The sequence below is a fragment of the Bradyrhizobium retamae genome (genome assembly GCF_001440415.1).
Taxonomy (GTDB): Bacteria; Pseudomonadota; Alphaproteobacteria; order Rhizobiales; family Xanthobacteraceae; genus Bradyrhizobium; species Bradyrhizobium retamae.
The window spans coordinates 302,437-322,392 of sequence record NZ_LLYA01000159.1 but is presented as its reverse complement, the minus strand read 5'-3'; the positions used below and the strand labels follow the sequence as shown (position 1 = coordinate 322,392).

The following is a 19,956-nucleotide window of genomic DNA, read 5'->3' as shown; positions in this document are numbered from 1 at the left end:
CTACGTCCACGCCGTTAACTCGGAGAGTGCCGCAGCGGCGACCGAAGTTACAAGCATCTGTGCCTTCCGTACCCAGCACACAGGCACAGGCAGCTTGACTGAAGTCTGACCTGCCGTTGCTAACGAGTTCGCGAAGCCGTTGCTTGGCAGCTTCGCCCTTCTGTCGCTCTGCTTCGCACCGCGCTCGACTTCCCGTTTCTGGTGCGTTGTATCCTAGCAGGCGAACATTCGGCCGACCGTCGTCAAGACTGATAGTATCTCCATCAATCACGCGCACCGAAATCGTGGCGCGAACAGCAGTCGAATTCGCCGTTTCAAGTTTGAGTTCAGGGTGTATCCTTGGCCAAGCCTGAACTGCCACGAAACCAATAAGCACGCAAAGAACGACGAGGCCAGAAAGGTAACGCGAACCATACCACGTCGATTTGAAGTCAACGATCAGTTTGAACCGCTCCGGGGCGGCCCACTTCGTTCGACGAAATCTGTAGATGTTGCTCGGCATCCTCTATCGATACACGCGGAGCGTTAACTCTGGATGAGTTTGCCGCGAGAAATTGTTGGAAACGATTCGGATCACCCGTCGAGACGCTCTATGGAGCCGTGTTTGGCAACAATCTGCTGTTGGTATTGCAGCGGGTCATCGTCGTTCGGAAACACGATGCGAACCCTGCTATCTCGAAATCCGACACCGAAATAGCGGCGGCCTTGATCTGGGTGCTTACCGCGCTGTTCGATATATTCGGAGACGTCTTCAGCCTCTTCGCCGAAAGAGCTACGGGTATCCGCGACGATCCTGGCGATCTTTGGCCGCTCTCCCTCGGGAGCGACGACGAGAGTTTCGAGCACCGATCTCAAGTGAGCGGCTACCTTAGCTCGAATCTCAAATAGATCGGAGCCATCTGAGCCTCGGAGACGCTTTAAAAGCGCGTGGATGTGATCTTTGCTCTCGCTGATCCGGAGGTGCCGGGACTGTAGTTGCTCCAACCTCGTTCGTTTCTCGGTAACGGCCTGGGTAAGTCCGCGTTGACGTTGGTCAAGGTCGCGCAGCTTTGAGGCAACGAAATCAGGCGGGCCACCAGCCTCCAGCAAAGCGTAAGTTTTATCCATGAGCGCCCCGACGCTTCCGAGCTCCCCTTCAAGGGCAGAGATTTCAGCCGCAGCTTGGCCGCACTCATCGACCCGATCTCCGGCGTCGACAATGCTCGCGATATCGACCTCGCTCACGAATGCCAAAAAGGATGCTTCGAAGTCCGTGTATCGCCAGCGTTTACCTCGACATCCAAGCCTTCTTTTGGCTTTGCTGCATACTAGATATCGACCGCCTTTCGGCCCCCTCCCCTTGTTGTCGTAAGTCATCGCGGCGCCACAGTATGCGCATGTCGCTAAGCCAGAGAACAAGTTGCTGAAGCCAGCACCTTTTCGACCTGCACCGTTCAACCGCCTCTGGGACTTCGCGTGCCGGGCTCGATAAAATAGCTGCTCTTCGATAATCGCTGGGAAGTAGTCTATGATCGGCCCGCCCTCGTCGACACGCTTTCCATTTCGACGGGTCCCCGGCTGAAATTCGCCGATAACGGCTCGGTTCGAGAGGATCTTTGCGATGTACGACTGGTGCCAGCCATCTGATTCGTTGAACGTTGGCGTATTAGCTTCGTTCAAGCGCACAGCAATCTTGTAGATGCCAATGCCATCAGCGCTATCGTTGAAGATGCGCCGGACTACCTCGACGCGGTCGGGAATCGGCACATAGCCGCTGCGATCTGGGGCTAGCTCGAGCCATGCCGGACACCATCTGGTCATTGGCTTCAAGGCTGCGGCCGACGCCCGCTTGTTCTCCCATGCGGCGGAGAGACGAAGGCTTTTGGTTTGAGACTCCTCGTGGGCTCGACTCATGATCACGAGGGAGACGATGAGGTCCCCGAGGTCGTTCGTTCCCGCCCGGTAGAGGCGGCCATCGGTCAATGTGACCAGATTGATGCCGGCCTGGATGATGCTGAGGAACAGGGATTGCGCGGCGAGCAGCTGCTGCCGGCTGAGACGATCGAGGGATTCCACGATCAAGTAGGAGCCCGGCTTGATCAAGCCGGCCCGGATGGCCTCCAAAAACCGGCCTAGAGCCCCTTCGCGAACGTTCGCGCCCTTGAAAGCCGAGACTCCGATGTCCTCAAGCTCCGAGCCTTCGGCCAGCTCTAGACCGTTTGCTTCCGCATAGGCTCGAGAAGCCTCCAATTGGCGATGCCTGCCGTGGCCCTTCAGCTGTAAATCAGTTGATATTCTTAGGTAGGAATACGCTTGAGGTTTCAATGGGTTGTCCGCCTTCGCCTGAATGGCGGAAACGTCGGATATTAGAAGGTGGGTTAATAGTCAACACCTTCGCACGCCGGCAGCCCAGGCGCGACCTGCACCTGCACGTCGACCGCGCGGGCCTCGATCCCCTCAAAAGCTACGGTAGATACCCGCGCAACCATGCTGCCCCCGCGACGCAATCGAAGGTAGCGGGGAACCGGAGAGTAAGTCAAGAACATTGAGAGAACATTGTGCGCCTAGGGCCTGTCAGCGCACATTTTGCATCGACATACCAGTGCTCAACCGATCGTCGACATTTCGATCCACGCTGCTTAGCGCTTTTCGGTTCTAATTGAATCAGAACCCGGGCTCTAGATTCTTGTTTCGAAGCGTTTTCTTGACGCGAACCGGTGTCCACCCCGGATCAAGTCCGGGGCAGGCTTTCGCTGGAAAACGCTCTAGCTAGCGCTCCGTTCGCATGTATGGGCTGTGCTCAGAAACCAGCTTCAGCGCCGGATCGTCGGCGAGAACGCGCACTGCCTCTGTCTTTGCAGGGCTCTCATTCTCGGGGTTACCCCGGAGGCTCCACACAGCGAGGCAGACGACGAGCAGTCCGGCTCCGATAGCTACTATATCCTTGGTCATTTGCCGGGCCTCCAAACTGGCTGCCAGCGCTGAGGAAAGACCAATTTCGGCGAAGCGCGATGGTTCCTAAGGTACGCTTGGGGAGCTCAATTCAGCTTCCCCGCCGCAATCGCCGCCGCGCTACCCTGTGGCTGCTCCAGCATCTTCAGCGCTGCATCCAGGCCGTTGCGCAAATTGGCGGCCGCGTTGGCGCTGCAGCGGATGCGGCCGGAGGAGATGAACTTCACCTCGGTCGAACCATCCGGCTTCGGCACCAGGATGCGGGTCGCCAGTTCGACCTCGATCGAGCCGTTCATGGTGCCGTAGGCGCCAACGATGTCGAAATAGACCACCGGAGCCATGGCTCCAGTGTCCTCATAGACGAGATCGGATTTGACGGGCGGTTGGTTGGCCAATGGGAGACTCCGTGATCATTACGTCGTGATTCGCTGATCAAGGCTTACGCAAACGGGAGCGTATCCCTGGCGCCGCGTGCTGGCTGGGCGACTTCCGGGGCGGGCCCGCCGCCCCGGAGAATGCTTCCCGACTCAGAGCTGCATGTTCATCGGCTCGGGATAATATCTAAAACCGTCGCCGTTCCTGGCGACGTGGCCGTAGCCGGGCCATGCGAAGTGATAGGACATAACCGGGATCTTCTGGGCGGCGAGCATGTCCAGCATCTTCACCCGCGAGGCGGCCGCCTGCTTTGGGTCGCTGTCGTAGGAGAATTCCATCCGCGGTTTCTCCAACAGCAGCACCGCGTGATGCGAGAGGTCGCCGAGGAAGCAGAAGGATTTGCCCTTCGAACTGACCATGAAGATGGTGTGGCCGACGGTGTGGCCGGGCGCTGCGAGCGCAGTGACGCCGGGCAAGAATTCCTGGTTGTCCTTGATGAAGACGATGCGGTCGCGCACCGGCATCAGGTTCTTGCGGGCGTGGATGATAAAATCCTTCAACGGACTGCCGAGCTTGCCTTCATCGGTCCAGAAATCGAAATCGCTCTGGGCGATGTAGACCTGCGCGTTCGGGAATAGCGGCTTGTCGTCGGCGCCGACCAGGCCGCCGATGTGATCGATATGGGCATGCGAGCACACCACGGCGTCGATGTCGCTCGGCTTGATGCCGGCTGCCATCATGTTCTTCTGCTGCTGGCCGGTGGTCGGGCCAAATGCTTTTGACGTGCCCATGCCGGTATCGAACAGGATCAGCTTGTCGCCGGTGTTCACGATCGGCGAGTTCTGTTCGAGCACGACGTTGTCCGGATTAAGGAAGTTGTCGGACAGCATCTTCTTCACTTCCTCCTTCGGCACGCCGGTAAACGTGCCGGAGGGATCTCCGAGCGGCAGCGGGCCGTCCGAGACGACGGTGACTTCGGCGTCGCCGAGCATGAAGCGGTGCCAGTAGGGCGTCTGCGTGCCGAGCTTTGGCGCCTTGGCCAGAGCGCTGCCGCCGAGCATCGTTGTCGCACCGAACCCGGCGCCGAGCGCAAGCAAAGACCGTCGCGAAAGATTCGTCGTCATGCGTCTTCCTCCAATAATTTTATTGATTGCAGTACGTGCCCGGACGAAGTCATCCGTGCCGGCAGGCTGCTCCCGCTTCCCGAAATTGGCAAGTGGGATGAGGAGGCACGACAGGGATGCGAAAATGACGATGGCGCACCGCATCGCGTCGAAGCGATGTTGCAGGACAGATTTCGAAAGATCAGCATCGACGGCTACCAATCGTAGTCGTCGTAGATCCACTCCCTTGGGTATCGAGGCCGAGATCTTGCTTGCGGCGGCGGCCGTTCGGGCTTGCGCAAGGTTGGAGCCGGCCGCGTCGGAGGCGCTGACGCCTTGGGCGGGTTCTGCTCGGAAACCTTCGCCAGCGCGCGTTTCATCTCTTCCTGGCTCGCCTTGAGCTCCGTAATGGCTTTTGAATTGTCGCTGGCCATTTGTTGCTGGTTCGCCTTGAGCTGTTCGATGGTTCGCTCCAGGTTCGCGAGGTCGCGCGCGATCGTTTGCAGCAACTGTGTCTGTTCGGGGGGCGCGGCGGTCGTCGGCGGCGAGGCGTCTTGCGGCGGTGCGGCCTGAGCCAAGGTCGATGCTTGCGGTGGCGATACTTGCGGTGGTGATGCTTGCGGCGGTGCTGCCTCCGCCGCGGCCACCTCAACGGTAGATGGAGCAGGCTGCGCGGGCGATGGCGGATCTTCTGGCGGCAATGATGGCGTTGAAACGGGCTGCGGCGCCCACCAAGCGACAACCTGCTTGGCTCCGCCACTATAGGACGACTGCAAAACCAGCGCAGCGACAATGATGCACGCTGCCAGGGGCAAGGCGGCTAGGGTGCGGAGCGCCGGCCTTTTTTCCGGTGATTGCGGGGCAGGTCGCGACGATGGCGGATGCGCAGTATCGCGCTCCATTTTTTCGAGCTGTTCAGTCAACAGCGCGAGTTGCTCGTCCGCGCGTTTGATCTGTTCGTGGGCCTGCACGAGCCTCTCATCGGCGCGCGCGTTCAGGGCATCCTGGGGTTCAGTTTCTTTCGGTGTCGGTGTGGAGTTCATTGGCGTTTCCTTTCCGTCCAATGTCATCCGAAGGTGGCCGGCCGAGCATCCGGCAGCGCTCCGTGCAGTCTTGCCCAAAGAATGGCCGCATGATGGTAGAATATGGGATCAGATGGCGATAGCGTCCTGGAATCAGCGGGCCACTCCCGGCGGCGCAGCAAAACGTTGCTGCGGCTCTCCTCGTCGGTTCCAATCGGCCGGCAGGAGGGCACGCAATTCATCCGGATCAAGTCCGGTCGCGCGTATGCGCGCGCTGCGAATGAGTTGGTCGCGCGAGGGAGAAATTATTTCCCGGTGCGCTTCTTCTCGATGGTATCCCAGATCTTTGCCGCGACATCCGGGCCGTTGAGACGCTGGATCGCGCGGATGCCCGTGGGGCAGGTCACGTTGATCTCGGTGAGGTTGCCGTCGATCACATCGATGCCGACGAACAGCAGGCCGCGTTCGCGCAAGTCCGGGCCCAGCGTGTCGCAAATCTCGCGCTCGCGCGGGGTAAGGTCGGTCGCCTGCGCTGCGCCGCCGCGCACCATGTTGGAGCGGAGGTCGTCGGGAGCGGGGACGCGGTTGACGGCACCGGCGAACTCGCCGTCGACCAGGATGATGCGCTTGTCGCCGTGCTTCACCTCGGGGAGGAAGCGCTGGATCACCCAGGGCTCCCTGAAGGTGACGGAAAACATGTCGAACAGCGAGCCGAAATTCATGTCCTGCGGCATGACGCGAAACACCGCCGCGCCGCCATGGCCGTGCAGCGGTTTCATGACGACCGCGCCGTGCTCATCGCGGAACGAATTGATTTCGTCGAGGTCGCGCGAGATCAGCGTCGGCGGCATTAGCTGCGGAAAGTTCAGCACGAACATCTTTTCCGGCGCGTTACGCACGCTGGCGGGATCGTTGACGACCAGCGTCCTGGGATGGATTCGTTCCAGCAAATGCGTCGAAGTGATGTAGGCGATATCGAATGGCGGCTCCTGCCGCAACAGGATGACGTCGAAGGCTTCGAGCGGTTCGCGCTTCGGCTCTCCCAAGGTAAAGTGATCGCCGACCTCGTCGCGCACGGTGAGGTGCTGCACCGGCGCCACCAGCTCCTCGCCGCGCAGCGAGAGCTGGTCCGGCGTGAAATAGGAAAGGCTGTGCCCGCGCTTTTGCGCTTCCAGCATCAGGGCAAAGGTCGAATCGCCGCGGATGTTGATACGCGCGATGGGGTCCATCTGGACGGCGATATTCAGTTTCATAGTGAGGGTCCGCAGGTCAGGAGGGATTGGTTCAGGTGCTGGCGTCGAATGCCGCTAACAGATGGCGTGGCAGACGCCTGGGCGCAATCAGGACAGCGTCAAAACGGAGCTCGAATTCGGCATGCTCGGGATGCGCCATCAGCCAGGCTTGGGCAGCGTCGATGATGCGGGCCTGCTGGCGCGGCGTGACGGCATAGGCAGCATCATCGAGGCTGGCGCGCGCCTTGACCTCGATGAAGGCAATCAAGCTGCGCTTCCTCGCCACCAGGTCGATCTCGCCATAGGGGGTGCGGAAGCGCTTTGCGAGAATGCGGTAGCCCTTTGCCATCAGATAAGCCGCGGCGCGGCTTTCCGCGGAAAGCCCGGTGCGAAACGCAGCGACCCGCTCGGGCGCAGCGAGTTTCGTGGTCGCGTCCGGCGGCGTGGTGCCGTCAGTCTTCGCCATCGTCGCCCCTGACTTCTTTGGCGAGCTCCAGCGCGCGGGCATAGACCTCACGGCGCGGGCGGCCCGAAAGCTCGACCGCATGCGCGACGCTGTCCTTGACGCTTTCGCGCGCCAGCGACGATCGCAGCAAATCGTCGAGGTCATGCTGGGTCATGACATCGGCGTCCTTGCGCGGCGGGCCGATCACGAGCACGAATTCGCCGCGGGTTTCCAGCGTGTCGGCCGTCCTTGCCAGCTCGGCGATGGGGGCGCGCTTGATGTCCTCGTGCAGCTTTGTGAGTTCGCGGCAGATCGCGGCGTCGCGACCGGCCATCATCTCGGCGAGGTCGGCGAGCGTTTCCTGCACGCGGTTGCCGGATTCGAACATCACCAGCGTGGCATCGATCCTTGCCAATCCGGCCAGCCGCATCCGCCGCGAGACTTGCCTGGACGGCAAAAATCCCTCGAAGTAAAACCGGTCGGTCGGGAGTGCTGCGACCGAAAGCGCCGTCAGCACCGAGGACGCACCGGGCACCGCGATCACGGCATGGCCGGCGGCAGAGACCTCGCGCACCAGCTTGAAGCCGGGGTCGGATATCAGGGGCGTGCCGGCGTCCGACACCAGCGCGATGGACGCGCCCTGCGCCAGCCGCTCCAGAATTCTCGGCCGCGCCATCGCCGCGTTGTGCTCATGATACGGCTTGAGTTCCGCCGAGATCGCATAGCGTTCGATCAGGCGGCGGGTGATGCGGGTGTCCTCGCAGGCGATGATGTCGACGCCGGCCAGGGTCTCCAGCGCGCGCAAAGTGATGTCGCCGAGATTGCCGATCGGGGTTGCCACCAGGTAGAGGCCGGGAACCGGCTTCGGGGCATTTAGAGTGTGGCCGCCAATCAAAAATGTTCGGTTGGCCGAACCCGGTTCGGTATCGGAGCCGTAGCTTGAACTGGGCTTTGCGCGCATGACGGTAATCTAAAGGGGTCTTGGTGCAAGCGCTATATCCGGCTGGATTGACGGCAAAGCCGAAGTTCCCTGCGGCTGTCAATGTGCGACGGGACGTAATCCTTTTGTTTTGGTTAACTAATCCTAGACAATATGCAGAATCCCGCATGTAGGGTTCAGTAGCGGTTCAGGTGCCTCGGCCCAGAAAGCCGGAATCCTGACCGACGGCGGTCGGTCAAGAGAAGAGACAGAATGGAAGGCCCGTTCAATCCCAAGCCCGGATCCTCGGTTCCGCGCCCGTCAAGTCCGACCCGGCGGACTGCGCTTGGTCTTATCCTCGGCGCGCCCCTGCTCGGTGCCTGCTCCGGTGGTGGACAGATTTCCAACCCGTTCGGCCCGTCAGCGCCCGACGGGCCGCCAGGCCCGCAGCAGCAGCCGCTCGCCGTCGGCACCGGGCAGGTCAAGGTGGGCCTGATCCTGCCGCTTTCGGCCGCCGGCAATGCCGGCGTCGCCGCGCAATCGATGAAGAACGCTGCCGAGATGGCACTGGCGGAATTCCAGAATCCGAACATTCAGCTGCTGATCAAGGACGACGGCGGCAGTCCGCAGGGCGCCCAGCAAGTTACCCAGGAGGCGCTCGGCGAAGGCGTGGAAATCGTTCTGGGCCCGCTGTTTGCGGCCTCGGTGCCGGCGACCGCGCAACTGACACGCGCGCGGAGCATTCCAGTGATCGCGTTCTCGACTGATTCCAGCATCGCCGGACGCGGTGTTTATCTGCTGAGCTTCCTGCCCGAATCAGACGTCAACCGGATCGTCGATTATTCGGCCAGCATCGGAAAGCGATCGTTTGCGGCGCTGTTGCCCGACAATGCCTATGGCAATGTGGTGGAAGCGGCGTTCAAGCAGGCGGTTGGCCGCAAGGGACGCATCGTCGCCTTCGAAAAATATACCGCCGATCGCGCCGGGGCGGCGCGCACGGTGGCGCAATCGCTCGGCTCGGCGGACGCGCTGTTCATCGCCGACGACGGCGAATCCGTCGTGGCGACGGCGGACTCCCTGACCGCGGCGGGCGCCAATCTGCGCAATATCCAGTTGCTCGGCACCGGGCTATGGGACAATCCGCGCGTCTATGCCAGCGCGACGCTGCAGGGCGGACTTTATGCTGCGCCGGATCCGTCGGGCTTCCGCGCTTTCTCCGGCCGCTACCGCACCAAATACGGCACGGACCCCGTGCGCACCGCAACGCTCGCTTATGATGCCGTCGCGCTGGTTGCTGCGCTGTCGAAGCAGCAGGGCGGCCAACGCTTTGCGCCGGAGACGCTGACCAACCCGTCGGGCTTTGCCGGCATCGACGGGCTGTTTCGATTCCGCTCCGACGGCACCAACGAGCGCGGGCTTGCGGTGATGAAAGTCGCCAGCGGCGGCAGCACGCCGGTCGCCGGCTCGCCGAAGAGTTTTGGGGCGTGATCTTTCGTCCCCTGCGAGTTCGCAGGAACGACGGCTGTTACGCGGCGAGATCCGCCACCACAGCGTCCAGCACCGGAAAACCGTCCTTCGTCACGCGCAGTCTGCCGTCGGAGTCGACGGATATCGCGCCTTCCGCGCGCAGGATGGCGATGCGGCTCGGATCGAGCGCGCGACCGGACAATGCCGCATAGCGGCGTGGGTCTATGCCCTCGGCGAGCCGCAAGCCCATCAGCAAAAATTCGTCGGCGCGTTCTTCGCTGTTGAGGTGGTCGTCGGTAACGACGCCGTGGCCGTTGGCCTCGACGCGCATCAGCCAGGCCTCCGGGCGCTTCTCGGTCGCGGTCGCGTGTCGCGCGCCGTCGATGTCGAGGCGGCCATGCGCGCCGGGACCGATGCCGGCATATTCCTCGCCGCGCCAGTAGACGAGATTGTGCTGGCACTCCGCGCCTTCGCGCGCGTGATTGGAAATCTCGTAGGCCGGCAAGCCATGATGCGCGCAGACTTCCTGCGTCACGTCGTACAGCGCACGCGCCACCGCCTCGTCCGGCGTCTTGAGTTTGCCTGCGGCGTGAAGGCCGAAGAACGGCGTGCCTTCCTCGATGGTGAGTTGGTAGAGCGAGAGGTGCTCGGCGGCTTCGGAGATTGCGAGCTTCAGTTCATCCGCCCACATCCGCGGCGTCTGGTCGGGGCGGGCGTAGATCAGGTCGAATGAATAGCGATCGAACGCGGTGCGCGCGATCGCGACCGCATCGAGCGCCTCGCGCGCAGTATGCAGCCGTCCGAGCGCCTTCAGCGAGGCGTCGTCGAGCGCCTGCACGCCGAGCGAGACGCGGTTGACGCCGGCTGCGCGATAGCCGCGAAACCGCGTCGCTTCTACGCTGGTCGGATTGGCTTCGAGTGTGACCTCGACATTGCCGGCCACGCGCCAGTGCTTTCCGATCGCATCCAAAATCGCGCCGACGGTCTGCGGCTGCATCAAGGAAGGCGTGCCGCCACCGAGAAAGATGGATGTGACGGTCCGCGCCGGTGCGCGCGCCGCAGTTGTTTCGATCTCACGCGCAAACGCGCGCGCAAAACGTTTCTCGTCGATCGGTGCGTGGCGGACGTGGCTGTTGAAATCGCAATAGGGGCATTTCGACAGGCAGAACGGCCAGTGCACGTAGACGCCGAAGGCATCTTTGGGGCGGGGTCGCTCGCGACTAGCCAAGGCAGATCTCCGCCAGTTTGACGAAGGCCCGTGCCCGGTGCGACATGCCAAGCCCGAGCGGCGGCAGGCCGTGCTTTTCGATGGAAGTCATCTCGCCAAAGGTCCGCGTGTGCCCGTCGGGCAGGAATACCGGATCATAGCCAAAACCGGCGGTGCCGCGCGGCGGCCAGACCAGGGTTCCATCGGCGCGGGCCTCGACCTCTTCGAGATGGCCATCGGGCCAGGCGACGCACAGGGCCGAGACGAAATGCGCACTTCGCTTGTCGGGCGTGGTCGCGCCGCGCTCCTGCAACAGGCGCTCTATCCTGGTCATCGCCGCCATGAAATCCTTGCCATCGCCGGCCCAGCGCGCCGAATAGATTCCGGGCGCGCCGTCGAGCGCATCGACGACGAGACCGGAATCATCGGCAAAGGCCGGCAATTGCGCGACTTTCGCCGCCGCGATCGCCTTGATCGCGGCATTGGCCCGAAACGTCTGGCCGGTTTCCTCAGGCTCACCGAGACCCAGCTCGCCTGCGGAAACCGCCTCGACCCCGTGCGGCGCGAGCAATTCCTGCATCTCGGCGAGCTTGCCGGGATTGTGGGTCGCGATCACGAGCCGGCCGGTGATTCGACGGTGCATGTGCGATCAGACTACGCGACGGCCAGCTTCTGCAAGTCCACCAGACGCGCGACACCCTTGCGGGCCAGTTCCATCAGCGCCAGGAACTCGTCTTGCGAAAACGGTGTCTTCTCGGCGGTGCCCTGCACCTCGATGATGCGGCCATCGCCGGTCATGACGAAATTGGCGTCGGTCTCGGCCTCGGAATCCTCGGCATAGTCGAGGTCGAGCACCGGCGTGCCCTGATAGATGCCGCAGGAGATCGCGGCGACATTGTCGCGCAGCACGTTGGCTTTCAGCATATTGCGGTTCTTCATCCAACCGATGCAGTCGGCCAGCGCCACCCAGGCGCCGGTGATCGAGGCCGTGCGGGTGCCACCATCGGCCTGGATCACGTCGCAATCGACCGTAATCTGGCGCTCGCCGAGCGCTTCGAGATCGACGGCTGCGCGCAAGGAGCGGCCGATTAGCCGCTGGATTTCGACGGTGCGGCCGCCCTGCTTGCCTGCCGCGGCCTCGCGGCGGGTACGCTCTAATGTGGCGCGCGGCAGCATGCCGTATTCGGCGGTGACCCAGCCGCGGCCCTGGCCCTTCAACCAGGGCGGCAGCCGTTCTTCCAGGGTGGCCGTGACTAGCACTTGGGTGTCGCCAAACTTCACCATGCAGGAACCTTCGGCATATTTGACCACGCCGCGTTCCAGCGACACGGGACGCAACTGATCGGGCGCACGGCGGCTCGGCCGCATGGGGAATCCTTCCAAAATCGAGCGAAAGTTCGTTCGCGGTGCTTGTAGGAGGGGGAGCGGGCAGCGGCAAGGGTTTTTGCCTTGTTTCGGGGTAGAGTTCGGTCCTGTATCAATCAGAACCGAACCTCTACCTTCTTGTTTTGACGCGTTTTCTTTACGCGAACCGGCATCCACCCCCTGATCAAGTCCGAGGGCATGCTTCGCTCGGAAACGCTATGGTGAAAGCGGCGCTTGTCATCGGCCCGCCGGATCGACAAATTAGGGGTATCAGGGAGTTAGCAGTGGCCCACCACGATCCGATTGGCTTGATCGCGCCGCATGCGGGGCTCGCCCAGCTCAACGAGCGCTCGCGCGATATTTTTCGTCAGATCGTCGAGAGCTATCTCGCGACCGGCGAACCCGTCGGTTCGCGCAACGTCTCGCGCCTGATCGCGGTGCCGCTGTCGCCGGCTTCCGTCCGCAACGTGATGTCGGACCTCGAAGCGCTCGGCCTGATCTACGCGCCGCATACCTCGGCCGGACGCCTGCCCACCGAAGTCGGCCTGCGCTTCTTTGTGGACGCCCTGATGCAGGTCGGCGACCTCACCGAGCCGGAACGGGAATCGATCCAGAACCAGCTTGCCTCCGTCGGCCGGGCGCAGTCGGTCGAGGCGGCGCTCGGCGAGGCGCTGACGCGGCTGTCCGGCCTGACCCGTGCGGCCGCCGTGGTGCTGACCGCCAAATCCAATTCGCGGCTGAAACACATCGAGTTCGTGCGGCTGGAGCCGGAGCGCGCGCTGGTCGTGCTGGTCGGCGAAGACGGCCAGGTCGAAAACCGCGTGCTGACGCTGCCGCCCGGCGTGCCTTCCTCGGCACTGATAGAAGCGAGCAATTTTCTCAATGCGCGGATTCGCGGCCGTACGCTCGCCGAAGCGCGGCTCGAGCTCGAAACCGCGATGGCGCAGAGCCGCATCGAGCTCGACCAACTGACGCAGAAGGTGATCGAGGCGGGCATCGCGAGCTGGTCGGGCGGCGAAAACGAAGACCGGCAGTTGATCGTGCGCGGGCATGCCAACCTGCTGGAAGATTTGCACGCGCTGGAAGATCTCGAACGCGTCAAGTCGCTGTTCGACGATCTCGAAACCAAGCGCGGCGTGATCGACCTGTTGGGCCGGGCCGAGCGCGCCGAAGGCGTGCGGATCTTCATCGGATCGGAGAACAAGCTGTTCTCGCTGTCCGGTTCCTCGACCATCATCGCACCCTATGGCGACGCTTCGGGCCGCATCGTCGGCGTTCTCGGCGTGATCGGGCCGACCCGGTTGAACTACGCGCGGGTGATTCCGACGGTGGATTACGCCGCCCGCATTGTCAGCCGGATGTTGGGCGGCTAATCCGCCCCCAATCCTGGCTGGTTGCGCTTGATTTTCGGCCCCTAAAGCACGATATCCCCGGCAGCAAATCCCCATCCAACCAGATGCGTTTTTTGAGAAGGCAGTCTTATGACCGATCCCAACCGGCCGAGTGACGACGGGGCACAACCCGCCAACCAGACCGGCGAGCCCGTGGTCTCAAAACCCTACATCATGCCCGACGATCCCGAGGAAGGCTCGGTCGAGGCGTTGACGAAGGAAGCGGCGGAAGCGCGCGACAAGATGCTGCGCACGCTGGCGGAGATGGAAAACCTGCGCAAGCGCACCGCCAGGGAGGTCGCCGACGCGCGCGCTTACGGCATCACCGGCTTCGCCCGCGACATTCTCGAAATCGCCGACAATCTGCAGCGCGCGCTCGATGCCATGCCGGCCGAGACGAAGGCCACCGCCGATCCGGCGTTGAAGGCTTTCATCGAAGGCGTCGAGCTGACCGAGCGCTCGCTGCTGAACACGCTGGAGAAGAACGGCGTCAAGAAGTTCGATCCATCGGGCGAGAAGTTCGATCCCAATTTCCAGCAGGCGATGTACGAAGTGCCCGATCCGTCCGTTCCGGCAGGGACGGTGGTTCAGGTCGTGCAGGCCGGCTTCATGATCGGCGAACGCATACTGCGCCCGGCACTGGTCGGCGTGTCGAAGGGCGGCGCCAAGGCCGCGCCGGCGGCGGCGCCGTCGGAGCAGAGCTAGGGATCGCGTGTCCCGGACGCGGTGCGGCGTGAAACGCTGCACCGAAGACGCGCGTGAACGCGCTGTTGCCGCTGCGCAGCATCCGGGGAACGTAGCCCTCAGCCTATAGCGGCTTCTCGTCCGCCTTCGGCCGGTACGTACCAAAATTCCAGAGATTGCCTTCCGGATCCCGGCAGGCGAAATTACGGCTGCCATAATCCGTGTCGTGCAGTTCCATCTCGATCTTGACTCCGGAAGCCTTCACCCTGGCGTGCAGCGCATCCGGATCGTCGACCGCGACGTAGAGTGCGTCGGTGCGGCGGCCATTGATATCGCCGACCAGTTTGCCATATTCGTCATCACTGCATTGGCCGAGCATCAGGAGCGAAGAGCCGTAGGCAAGTTCGGCATGTTGCACCGTGTCGCCGTTGCGGTAGATGACGCGTTCGGTGAAGCCGATCACGTCTTTCAGCCAGCCGATCATGGCCTCGTCATTCCGACAGCGCATCGTCGGATAGATGCGCGGCGCTTCGATTTCGCTTCGCTGGGTCACGGAAAACTCCTTGCTGACTGTTGCTGCGTCATTATGCGCACGCGCGGCAGTGTCGGCTTGAAGATTTGTTACCGGAGTGGTCAGGCGTCCAGCGGGCGCCGCAGGCGGCTGTCAGTCAGCGCCAGCCGGTGGGCCCAGGCCGTTGGCGGTTCGCCGGCAAGGGTTGAAAATTCGCGGGCGAGATGCGCCTGGTCGGCATAGCCGCTTTCGGCCGCAATCCCTGCCCAGCCGCTTCCCGCTCCCGTCCGCGCCAGTCGGCAGGCTTCACGAAAGCGCATCATGCGGGCAACCGGCTTCGGCGCCAGACCAATTTCCGCTCGGAAGCGATCGACCAAGTGCTTGCGGCTCCAGCCGATCTCTCTTGCAAGCGCGGTGACGCGCATGCTGCCCGCGCTGCGTGCGAGCCGTCCATAGGCGAATGCGATTTCGGGCGAAGGCCGATGGCTGGCACGCCCTGCAATAAAATCCTCGACCAGATCGAAGCGATCCTGCCAGCAGGATATCGCGCCAAGCCGCTCGCGCAGGTGCGGTCCCTCAGGCCCCAGTACGCCGCCGATGTCGACCATGCGCGCGGTGAGATCGGCGACGGCCCCGCCAAAGAAGCGATAGGCGCCGAGCGGCGTGAAATCCACCTGCACGCATTCGGCGCCGCCATCGGATTCGATATGAACCGGACCGGCATAAAGCCCGGCGACGAAGCTCGGCTGCCGATCATCGGCGTCAGGATCGCGTCCGAGGGCGATCAGGAACGGTGTGCCGAAGCTGATGATCAGCGGTATCACCAGCGATGCGGGTTCGCGCTGGGAAAACCGGCCGAGCGCCGTTTCGCGATACCCGGTCATGCCCGAGATCAGGCCTGCCATGCGTTGTGACGGCGCGCGACGGATCATCTCGAACGCGAACGGGGCCGCCAGACCGGACATTCCTGGCCTCCGAAGACGACGCGCGTTAAGCTGCGATATCGCTCGACTGAATGCGCTTGACGCCGGCCTTGGTCATGTCGGCCCAGGCTTTTGCGAGCGAGCCTTGGGTGTCGATGCCGCGGCAGGCGTCCTCGATCACGTAAGTCTCGAAGCCTGCCTTGCGCGCATCCAGCGCGCTCCATGCCACGCAGAAGTCTGTCGCGAGGCCGGCGAGGAAAACCCGCTTCACCTTGCGCGCCTTCAGGTACGCCGCGAGCCCCGTCGTGGTCTTGCCGTCGGCCTCGGTGAAGGCCGAATAGCTGTCGACGTCCTTGTGAAAACCCTTGCGGATAACGAGACCGGCATGCGGGATCGCGAGGTCCTTCGACAGCGACGCGCCCTCGGTCCCCTGAACGCAGTGATCCGGCCACAGTACCTGCTTGCCGTAGGAGAGATTGATGTTTTCGAACGGCTTCTTGCCGGAATGGGTGGAGGCGAACGAGACGTGGCCCGCAGTGTGCCAGTCCTGCGTCATCACCACATTGGCAAAGCCCTTGGCGATGCGGTTGATGACGGGCACCACTTGATCGCCGTCTTTGACGGCGAGGCTGCCGCCCGGCAGGAAGCAGTTTTGCACGTCGATGACGAGGAGCGCGGAGGCGTTGTCGGGTTTCATCGGTGCAGCCCATGGCGTCGTTGGAACGAGGGCGAGGACGGATGCCGCGCCAAAGCCTGTCAGAACCAGCCTCCGAGAAAGCATAGCGCGTCTCCCCTGTCCGTGAACCCGACAGGGGAAGGCTAGTTCCATTGGTGTACGAACGAAAGCCCGAAATTTCAGCGCGTCCTGAATATCAGGGCGCGTGCCTTTTTCAATTTCGCGATCAGGCTCGCGGCCGGATTCCGTCGCGCACGGCGCGGAAGCGTGGGAAGGCCTTGGTCCAATCATCGCGCGGCGAAGAGCCGATGATGCGCATCGAGGTCTGGGAGCCGAACCGCAGCCATTGCACGATCGTCACCGGCGTATTGTCCTTGCCGCTGATGGCGTCGATCCGCGTCTCGTAGCCGGGCTGGCCATCGATGCGGACCGGCTCGGACGTCGTGATACGCCCGTCGCGTACGCCGGGAATGGTGGTCGCGATCTGCTGGGCAAAGCGGCCGCGATCATCAGGCGACGCCGCCGTCGAGCCGATCAGGCCGATGATCATGAAGGGGGCGACCTCGAAACCTTTCTTTTCGTCGCTGTCGGAGAGAATGAGGGCGGCGCCCGGCGCCAGCGTACGGACGTTCTTGAAGCTCGAGAGCTCGCCAATCTTGAACGGCATCATCCCGAGCTGTTCCTCGACAGGAACCTCAACGCGGATCACGGCAGATGCGAACATCTGGCGCACGGCATCGTCGGTATAGATCTTCGAGGCGTTCTCCGGCACCTGCACGGCGACGTAGCCGGAGAAGGCAGGGCCGGGCAGGATCATGGAATAACGGCGCACGTTGGTGGCGCCGTCCTTGGCGTTTTCGACGGTGTAATAGGCGAGCCCCGCTTTGGTCTCGATGCTCTCCGGCTTGATGCCGCCAGTGCCTCCGGGATTGGCTTTGAAGGCATTGGCGACCTCGCCATAAGCCTCGGCGGGCAGGTCGGCGACCAGGACCTTGACGCCCTGGTCTTCGGTCTCGAATCCCGTGAACGCCCTGGCCTTGTTGAGGCCGACCAGCGGCGTCATGCCGACCCTGGCGCCCGGCGGGAAAACTGGATCCGCGGCGGACGCGGAGGAGGTGGCGGCAACGAGGAGGGTAACCGCAGCAAAATATCTAAGTGGCTTCATGGAGGGTCTACCGGGTTTGCATGGAGGCCGTTCAAAGATCGGACGGTGGAGCTGGTGGAATCTGGGGCTCGGGGCGCGCGACTGGGTCGTTCCGTTCGGCCCGCTTTTAGCGGTTTTGGTGTCCCTGCAACAGGGCAGGGCGGGCGTCCGTTCCCCCGCCTCGCTCCTATTTCGCGGCATTCTGCCCGGTCTCCGAGCTCTTTTTTTGGGCGCTTCCAGCGGCCAAATACCGCGTCTCCTCAACCGGCGGCCGGTCCACGCCGTGAGGATGCTGACGTATCGCTGTGCAACGCTTCGGGGTGTGAGCGATAAAGGAATTGCCGATTTCTTAACGCCGGTCACGGTACGGGGGCCCGGCCCTTGACGGCACAATCTTTCAAACGCCAGCCTTTTCAGGCCCTAAGCTTGCGCTCGGTCCTTGCAGGCACAACCCCCCCTCCTATATGAGGCTCACCGTCGCAATATCGCGAGTATTTGAACGTTGGGGGTTCGGTTAGGTGCGCCGTCCAGGGCCCAGCCAACCTGCCGCAAAAAGAAGGATATGAGGACCATGGGAAAGGTCATTGGGATCGATCTCGGCACCACGAATTCGTGTGTCGCCGTAATGGATGGCAAGACTGCAAAAGTCATCGAGAACGCGGAGGGCATGCGCACCACGCCTTCGATCGTTGCCGTCACCGATGACGGCGAGCGCCTCGTCGGCCAGCCTGCCAAGCGCCAGGCGGTGACCAATCCCGAGCGGACGTTCTTTGCGGTGAAGCGCCTGATTGGCCGCCGCTACGACGACCCGATGGTCGAGAAGGACAAGAAGCTCGTTCCCTACAAGATCGTCAAGGCATCGAATGGCGACGCCTGGGTCGAGGCCGACGGCAAGACCTATTCGCCTTCGCAGGTCTCCGCCTTCATACTGCAGAAGATGAAGGAGACCGCGGAAGCCCATCTCGGCCAGAAGGTCGAGCAGGCCGTCATCACCGTTCCCGCCTATTTCAACGACGCGCAGCGTCAGGCCACCAAGGATGCCGGCAAGATCGCTGGTCTTGAAGTGCTGCGCATCATCAACGAGCCGACGGCGGCAGCGCTCGCCTACGGTCTCGACAAATCGAAATCCGGCACCATCGCGGTGTACGACCTCGGCGGCGGCACCTTCGACGTCTCGATTCTCGAAATCGGCGACGGCGTGTTCGAGGTGAAGTCGACCAACGGCGATACCTTCCTCGGCGGTGAAGATTTCGACATGCGCCTGGTCGGTTATCTCGCCGACGAATTCCAGAAGGAGCAGGGTATCAACCTGCGCAGCGACAAGCTCGCCCTGCAGCGCCTGAAGGAGGCGGCCGAAAAGGCCAAGATCGAGCTGTCGTCGACGACGCAGACCGAAATCAACCTGCCGTTCATCACGGCCGACCAGACCGGGCCGAAGCATCTGACGATGAAGCTGACGCGCGCCAAGTTCGAGGCTCTCGTCGACGATCTCGTTCAGAAGACCATCGAGCCCTGCCGCAAGGCGCTGAAGGACGCAGGGCTCACCGCCGCCGAAATCGGCGAAGTGGTGCTGGTCGGCGGCATGACCCGCATGCCGAAGGTCCAGGAGGTCGTGAAGCAGTTGTTCGGCAAGGAGCCGCACAAGGGCGTCAACCCGGACGAAGTCGTCGCCATCGGTGCGGCCATTCAAGCGGGCGTGCTGCAGGGCGACGTCAAGGACGTGCTGCTGCTCGACGTGACGCCGCTGTCGCTCGGCATCGAGACGCTGGGTGGCGTGTTCACCCGCATCATCGACCGCAACACCACGATCCCGACCAAGAAGAGCCAGGTGTTCTCGACCGCCGAGGACAACCAGAATGCCGTCACCATCCGCGTCTTCCAGGGCGAGCGTGAAATGGCGGCCGATAACAAGGTGCTCGGCCAGTTCGACCTGATGGGCATTCCGCCGGCGCCGCGCGGCATGCCGCAGATCGAGGTCACCTTCGACATCGACGCCAACGGCATCGTCAACGTCTCGGCCAGGGACAAGGCGACCGGCAAGGAGCAGCAGATCCGGATTCAGGCATCGGGCGGCCTCTCCGAAGCCGACATCCAGAAGATGGTCAAGGACGCCGAGGCCAACGCGGCCGAGGACAAGAAGCGACGCGAGGCGGTCGATGCCAAGAACCATGCCGACGCGCTGGTGCATTCCACTGAGAAGGCGCTGGCCGAACACGGTTCGAAGGTGGAAGACTCAGAGCGCCGCGCCATCGAGGACGCGGTCAGCGATTTGAAGGAAGCGCTGAAGGGCGACGACGCCGAGGCCATCAAGGCCAAGACCAACACGCTGGCACAGGCTTCGATGAAGCTCGGCGAAGCAATGTACAAGCAGCAGGCCGAGGCGGACGCCAAGCGGGATGCTGCCAAGGATGACGTGGTCGACGCGGAGTTCACCGAGGTCGACGACGACAAGAACAACAAGAAGTCGGCATAAGCGGGCTTTCGATCATGACCCTCATCCAAAAGAGCGCACGGCTCGCGTTCGATGGGTGGGGGTCATTTTTCTTTAAGCCGATGGCGGC

At 62.8% G+C, this 19,956-nt stretch carries 19 protein-coding genes and 1 pseudogene; 4 read left to right on the top strand and 16 right to left on the bottom strand.

Annotation, left to right across the window (positions count from 1 at the left end; all coding sequences use genetic code 11):
* Window positions 1-573: 573 nt before the first annotated feature.
* From CQ13_RS21645 to rsmI, 9 genes and pseudogenes are all read right to left on the bottom strand, one after another.
* Entirely contained in the window at window positions 574-2,304 is a 1,731-nt protein-coding gene (locus tag CQ13_RS21645; RefSeq protein ID WP_057844834.1) for a recombinase family protein, read from the bottom strand.
* Between the two features lie 74 nt (window positions 2,305-2,378).
* Window positions 2,379-2,468, bottom strand: a pseudogene (locus CQ13_RS43195) (ATP-binding protein); the annotation flags it as partial.
* Window positions 2,469-2,748: 280 nt separating this feature from the next.
* Window positions 2,749-2,931: a hypothetical protein gene (locus tag CQ13_RS21640; RefSeq protein WP_156433786.1), complete on the bottom strand. Its 183-nt coding sequence runs from the start codon at window positions 2,929-2,931 to the stop codon at window positions 2,749-2,751.
* Window positions 2,932-3,017: 86 nt separating this feature from the next.
* Complete coding sequence (locus CQ13_RS21635) at window positions 3,018-3,326, bottom strand: hypothetical protein (protein ID WP_245309256.1); 309 nt, start codon at window positions 3,324-3,326, stop codon at window positions 3,018-3,020.
* A 132-nt stretch (window positions 3,327-3,458) separates the two neighbouring features.
* Complete coding sequence (locus CQ13_RS21630; protein WP_057844885.1) at window positions 3,459-4,430, bottom strand: MBL fold metallo-hydrolase; 972 nt, start codon at window positions 4,428-4,430, stop codon at window positions 3,459-3,461.
* A 194-nt stretch (window positions 4,431-4,624) separates the two neighbouring features.
* Window positions 4,625-5,452, bottom strand: a complete 828-nt coding sequence (locus CQ13_RS21625) for a hypothetical protein (protein WP_057844832.1) — start codon at window positions 5,450-5,452, stop codon at window positions 4,625-4,627.
* A gap of 284 nt (window positions 5,453-5,736) precedes the next feature.
* Complete coding sequence (gene gshB, locus CQ13_RS21620; RefSeq protein ID WP_057844831.1) at window positions 5,737-6,684, bottom strand: glutathione synthase; 948 nt, start codon at window positions 6,682-6,684, stop codon at window positions 5,737-5,739.
* Between the two features lie 31 nt (window positions 6,685-6,715).
* Complete coding sequence (locus tag CQ13_RS21615) at window positions 6,716-7,129, bottom strand: YraN family protein (RefSeq protein ID WP_057844830.1); 414 nt, start codon at window positions 7,127-7,129, stop codon at window positions 6,716-6,718.
* Entirely contained in the window at window positions 7,116-8,069 is a 954-nt protein-coding gene (rsmI, locus tag CQ13_RS21610) for a 16S rRNA (cytidine(1402)-2'-O)-methyltransferase (protein WP_057844829.1), read from the bottom strand. The genes CQ13_RS21615 and rsmI overlap by 14 nt, the downstream gene beginning before the upstream one ends.
* A gap of 231 nt (window positions 8,070-8,300) precedes the next feature.
* Between rsmI and CQ13_RS21605 the strand changes: the two genes are divergently transcribed.
* Window positions 8,301-9,515 (top strand): penicillin-binding protein activator, encoded by a 1,215-nt coding sequence (locus CQ13_RS21605; protein WP_057844828.1) that lies wholly within the window; start codon window positions 8,301-8,303, stop codon window positions 9,513-9,515.
* Between the two features lie 37 nt (window positions 9,516-9,552).
* Here CQ13_RS21605 and hemW read toward each other — a convergent pair whose 3' ends face one another.
* From hemW to rph, 3 genes are read right to left on the bottom strand one after another with little or no spacing between them, the layout of a single operon-like run.
* Window positions 9,553-10,722 (bottom strand): radical SAM family heme chaperone HemW, encoded by a 1,170-nt coding sequence (gene hemW / locus CQ13_RS21600; protein ID WP_057844827.1) that lies wholly within the window; start codon window positions 10,720-10,722, stop codon window positions 9,553-9,555.
* Window positions 10,715-11,344 carry an RdgB/HAM1 family non-canonical purine NTP pyrophosphatase gene (rdgB, locus tag CQ13_RS21595; RefSeq protein WP_057844826.1) on the bottom strand — a complete coding sequence of 210 codons (630 nt, stop codon included), beginning with the start codon at window positions 11,342-11,344 and terminating at the stop codon, window positions 10,715-10,717. Before rdgB ends, hemW begins: the two co-directional genes overlap by 8 nt.
* A gap of 11 nt (window positions 11,345-11,355) precedes the next feature.
* Complete coding sequence (rph, locus tag CQ13_RS21590; RefSeq protein WP_057844825.1) at window positions 11,356-12,069, bottom strand: ribonuclease PH; 714 nt, start codon at window positions 12,067-12,069, stop codon at window positions 11,356-11,358.
* Window positions 12,070-12,350: 281 nt separating this feature from the next.
* Here rph and hrcA point away from each other — a divergent pair, with 281 nt between their 5' ends.
* Entirely contained in the window at window positions 12,351-13,439 is a 1,089-nt protein-coding gene (gene hrcA, locus CQ13_RS21585; RefSeq protein ID WP_057844824.1) for a heat-inducible transcriptional repressor HrcA, read from the top strand.
* A gap of 108 nt (window positions 13,440-13,547) precedes the next feature.
* Window positions 13,548-14,162 carry a nucleotide exchange factor GrpE gene (grpE, locus tag CQ13_RS21580; RefSeq protein WP_057844823.1) on the top strand — a complete coding sequence of 205 codons (615 nt, stop codon included), beginning with the start codon at window positions 13,548-13,550 and terminating at the stop codon, window positions 14,160-14,162.
* A gap of 103 nt (window positions 14,163-14,265) precedes the next feature.
* On the opposite strand, the gene CQ13_RS21575 is transcribed toward grpE, so the two are convergent.
* From CQ13_RS21575 to CQ13_RS21560, 4 genes are all read right to left on the bottom strand, one after another.
* Complete coding sequence (locus tag CQ13_RS21575; protein WP_245309255.1) at window positions 14,266-14,694, bottom strand: VOC family protein; 429 nt, start codon at window positions 14,692-14,694, stop codon at window positions 14,266-14,268.
* Between the two features lie 80 nt (window positions 14,695-14,774).
* A complete protein-coding gene (locus tag CQ13_RS21570) occupies window positions 14,775-15,617 on the bottom strand; it encodes a helix-turn-helix domain-containing protein (protein WP_063800117.1) in 843 nt (280 codons plus the stop codon).
* Window positions 15,618-15,642: 25 nt separating this feature from the next.
* On the bottom strand, window positions 15,643-16,356 hold the full coding sequence (gene pncA, locus CQ13_RS21565) for a bifunctional nicotinamidase/pyrazinamidase (RefSeq protein ID WP_057844822.1): 714 nt from the start codon (window positions 16,354-16,356) through the stop codon (window positions 15,643-15,645).
* 121 nt (window positions 16,357-16,477) lie between these two features.
* Complete coding sequence (locus tag CQ13_RS21560; RefSeq protein ID WP_057844821.1) at window positions 16,478-17,416, bottom strand: hypothetical protein; 939 nt, start codon at window positions 17,414-17,416, stop codon at window positions 16,478-16,480.
* 550 nt (window positions 17,417-17,966) lie between these two features.
* Between CQ13_RS21560 and dnaK the strand changes: the two genes are divergently transcribed.
* Entirely contained in the window at window positions 17,967-19,868 is a 1,902-nt protein-coding gene (dnaK, locus tag CQ13_RS21555; RefSeq protein WP_057844820.1) for a molecular chaperone DnaK, read from the top strand.
* The last annotated feature ends 88 nt before the right edge of the window (window positions 19,869-19,956 follow it).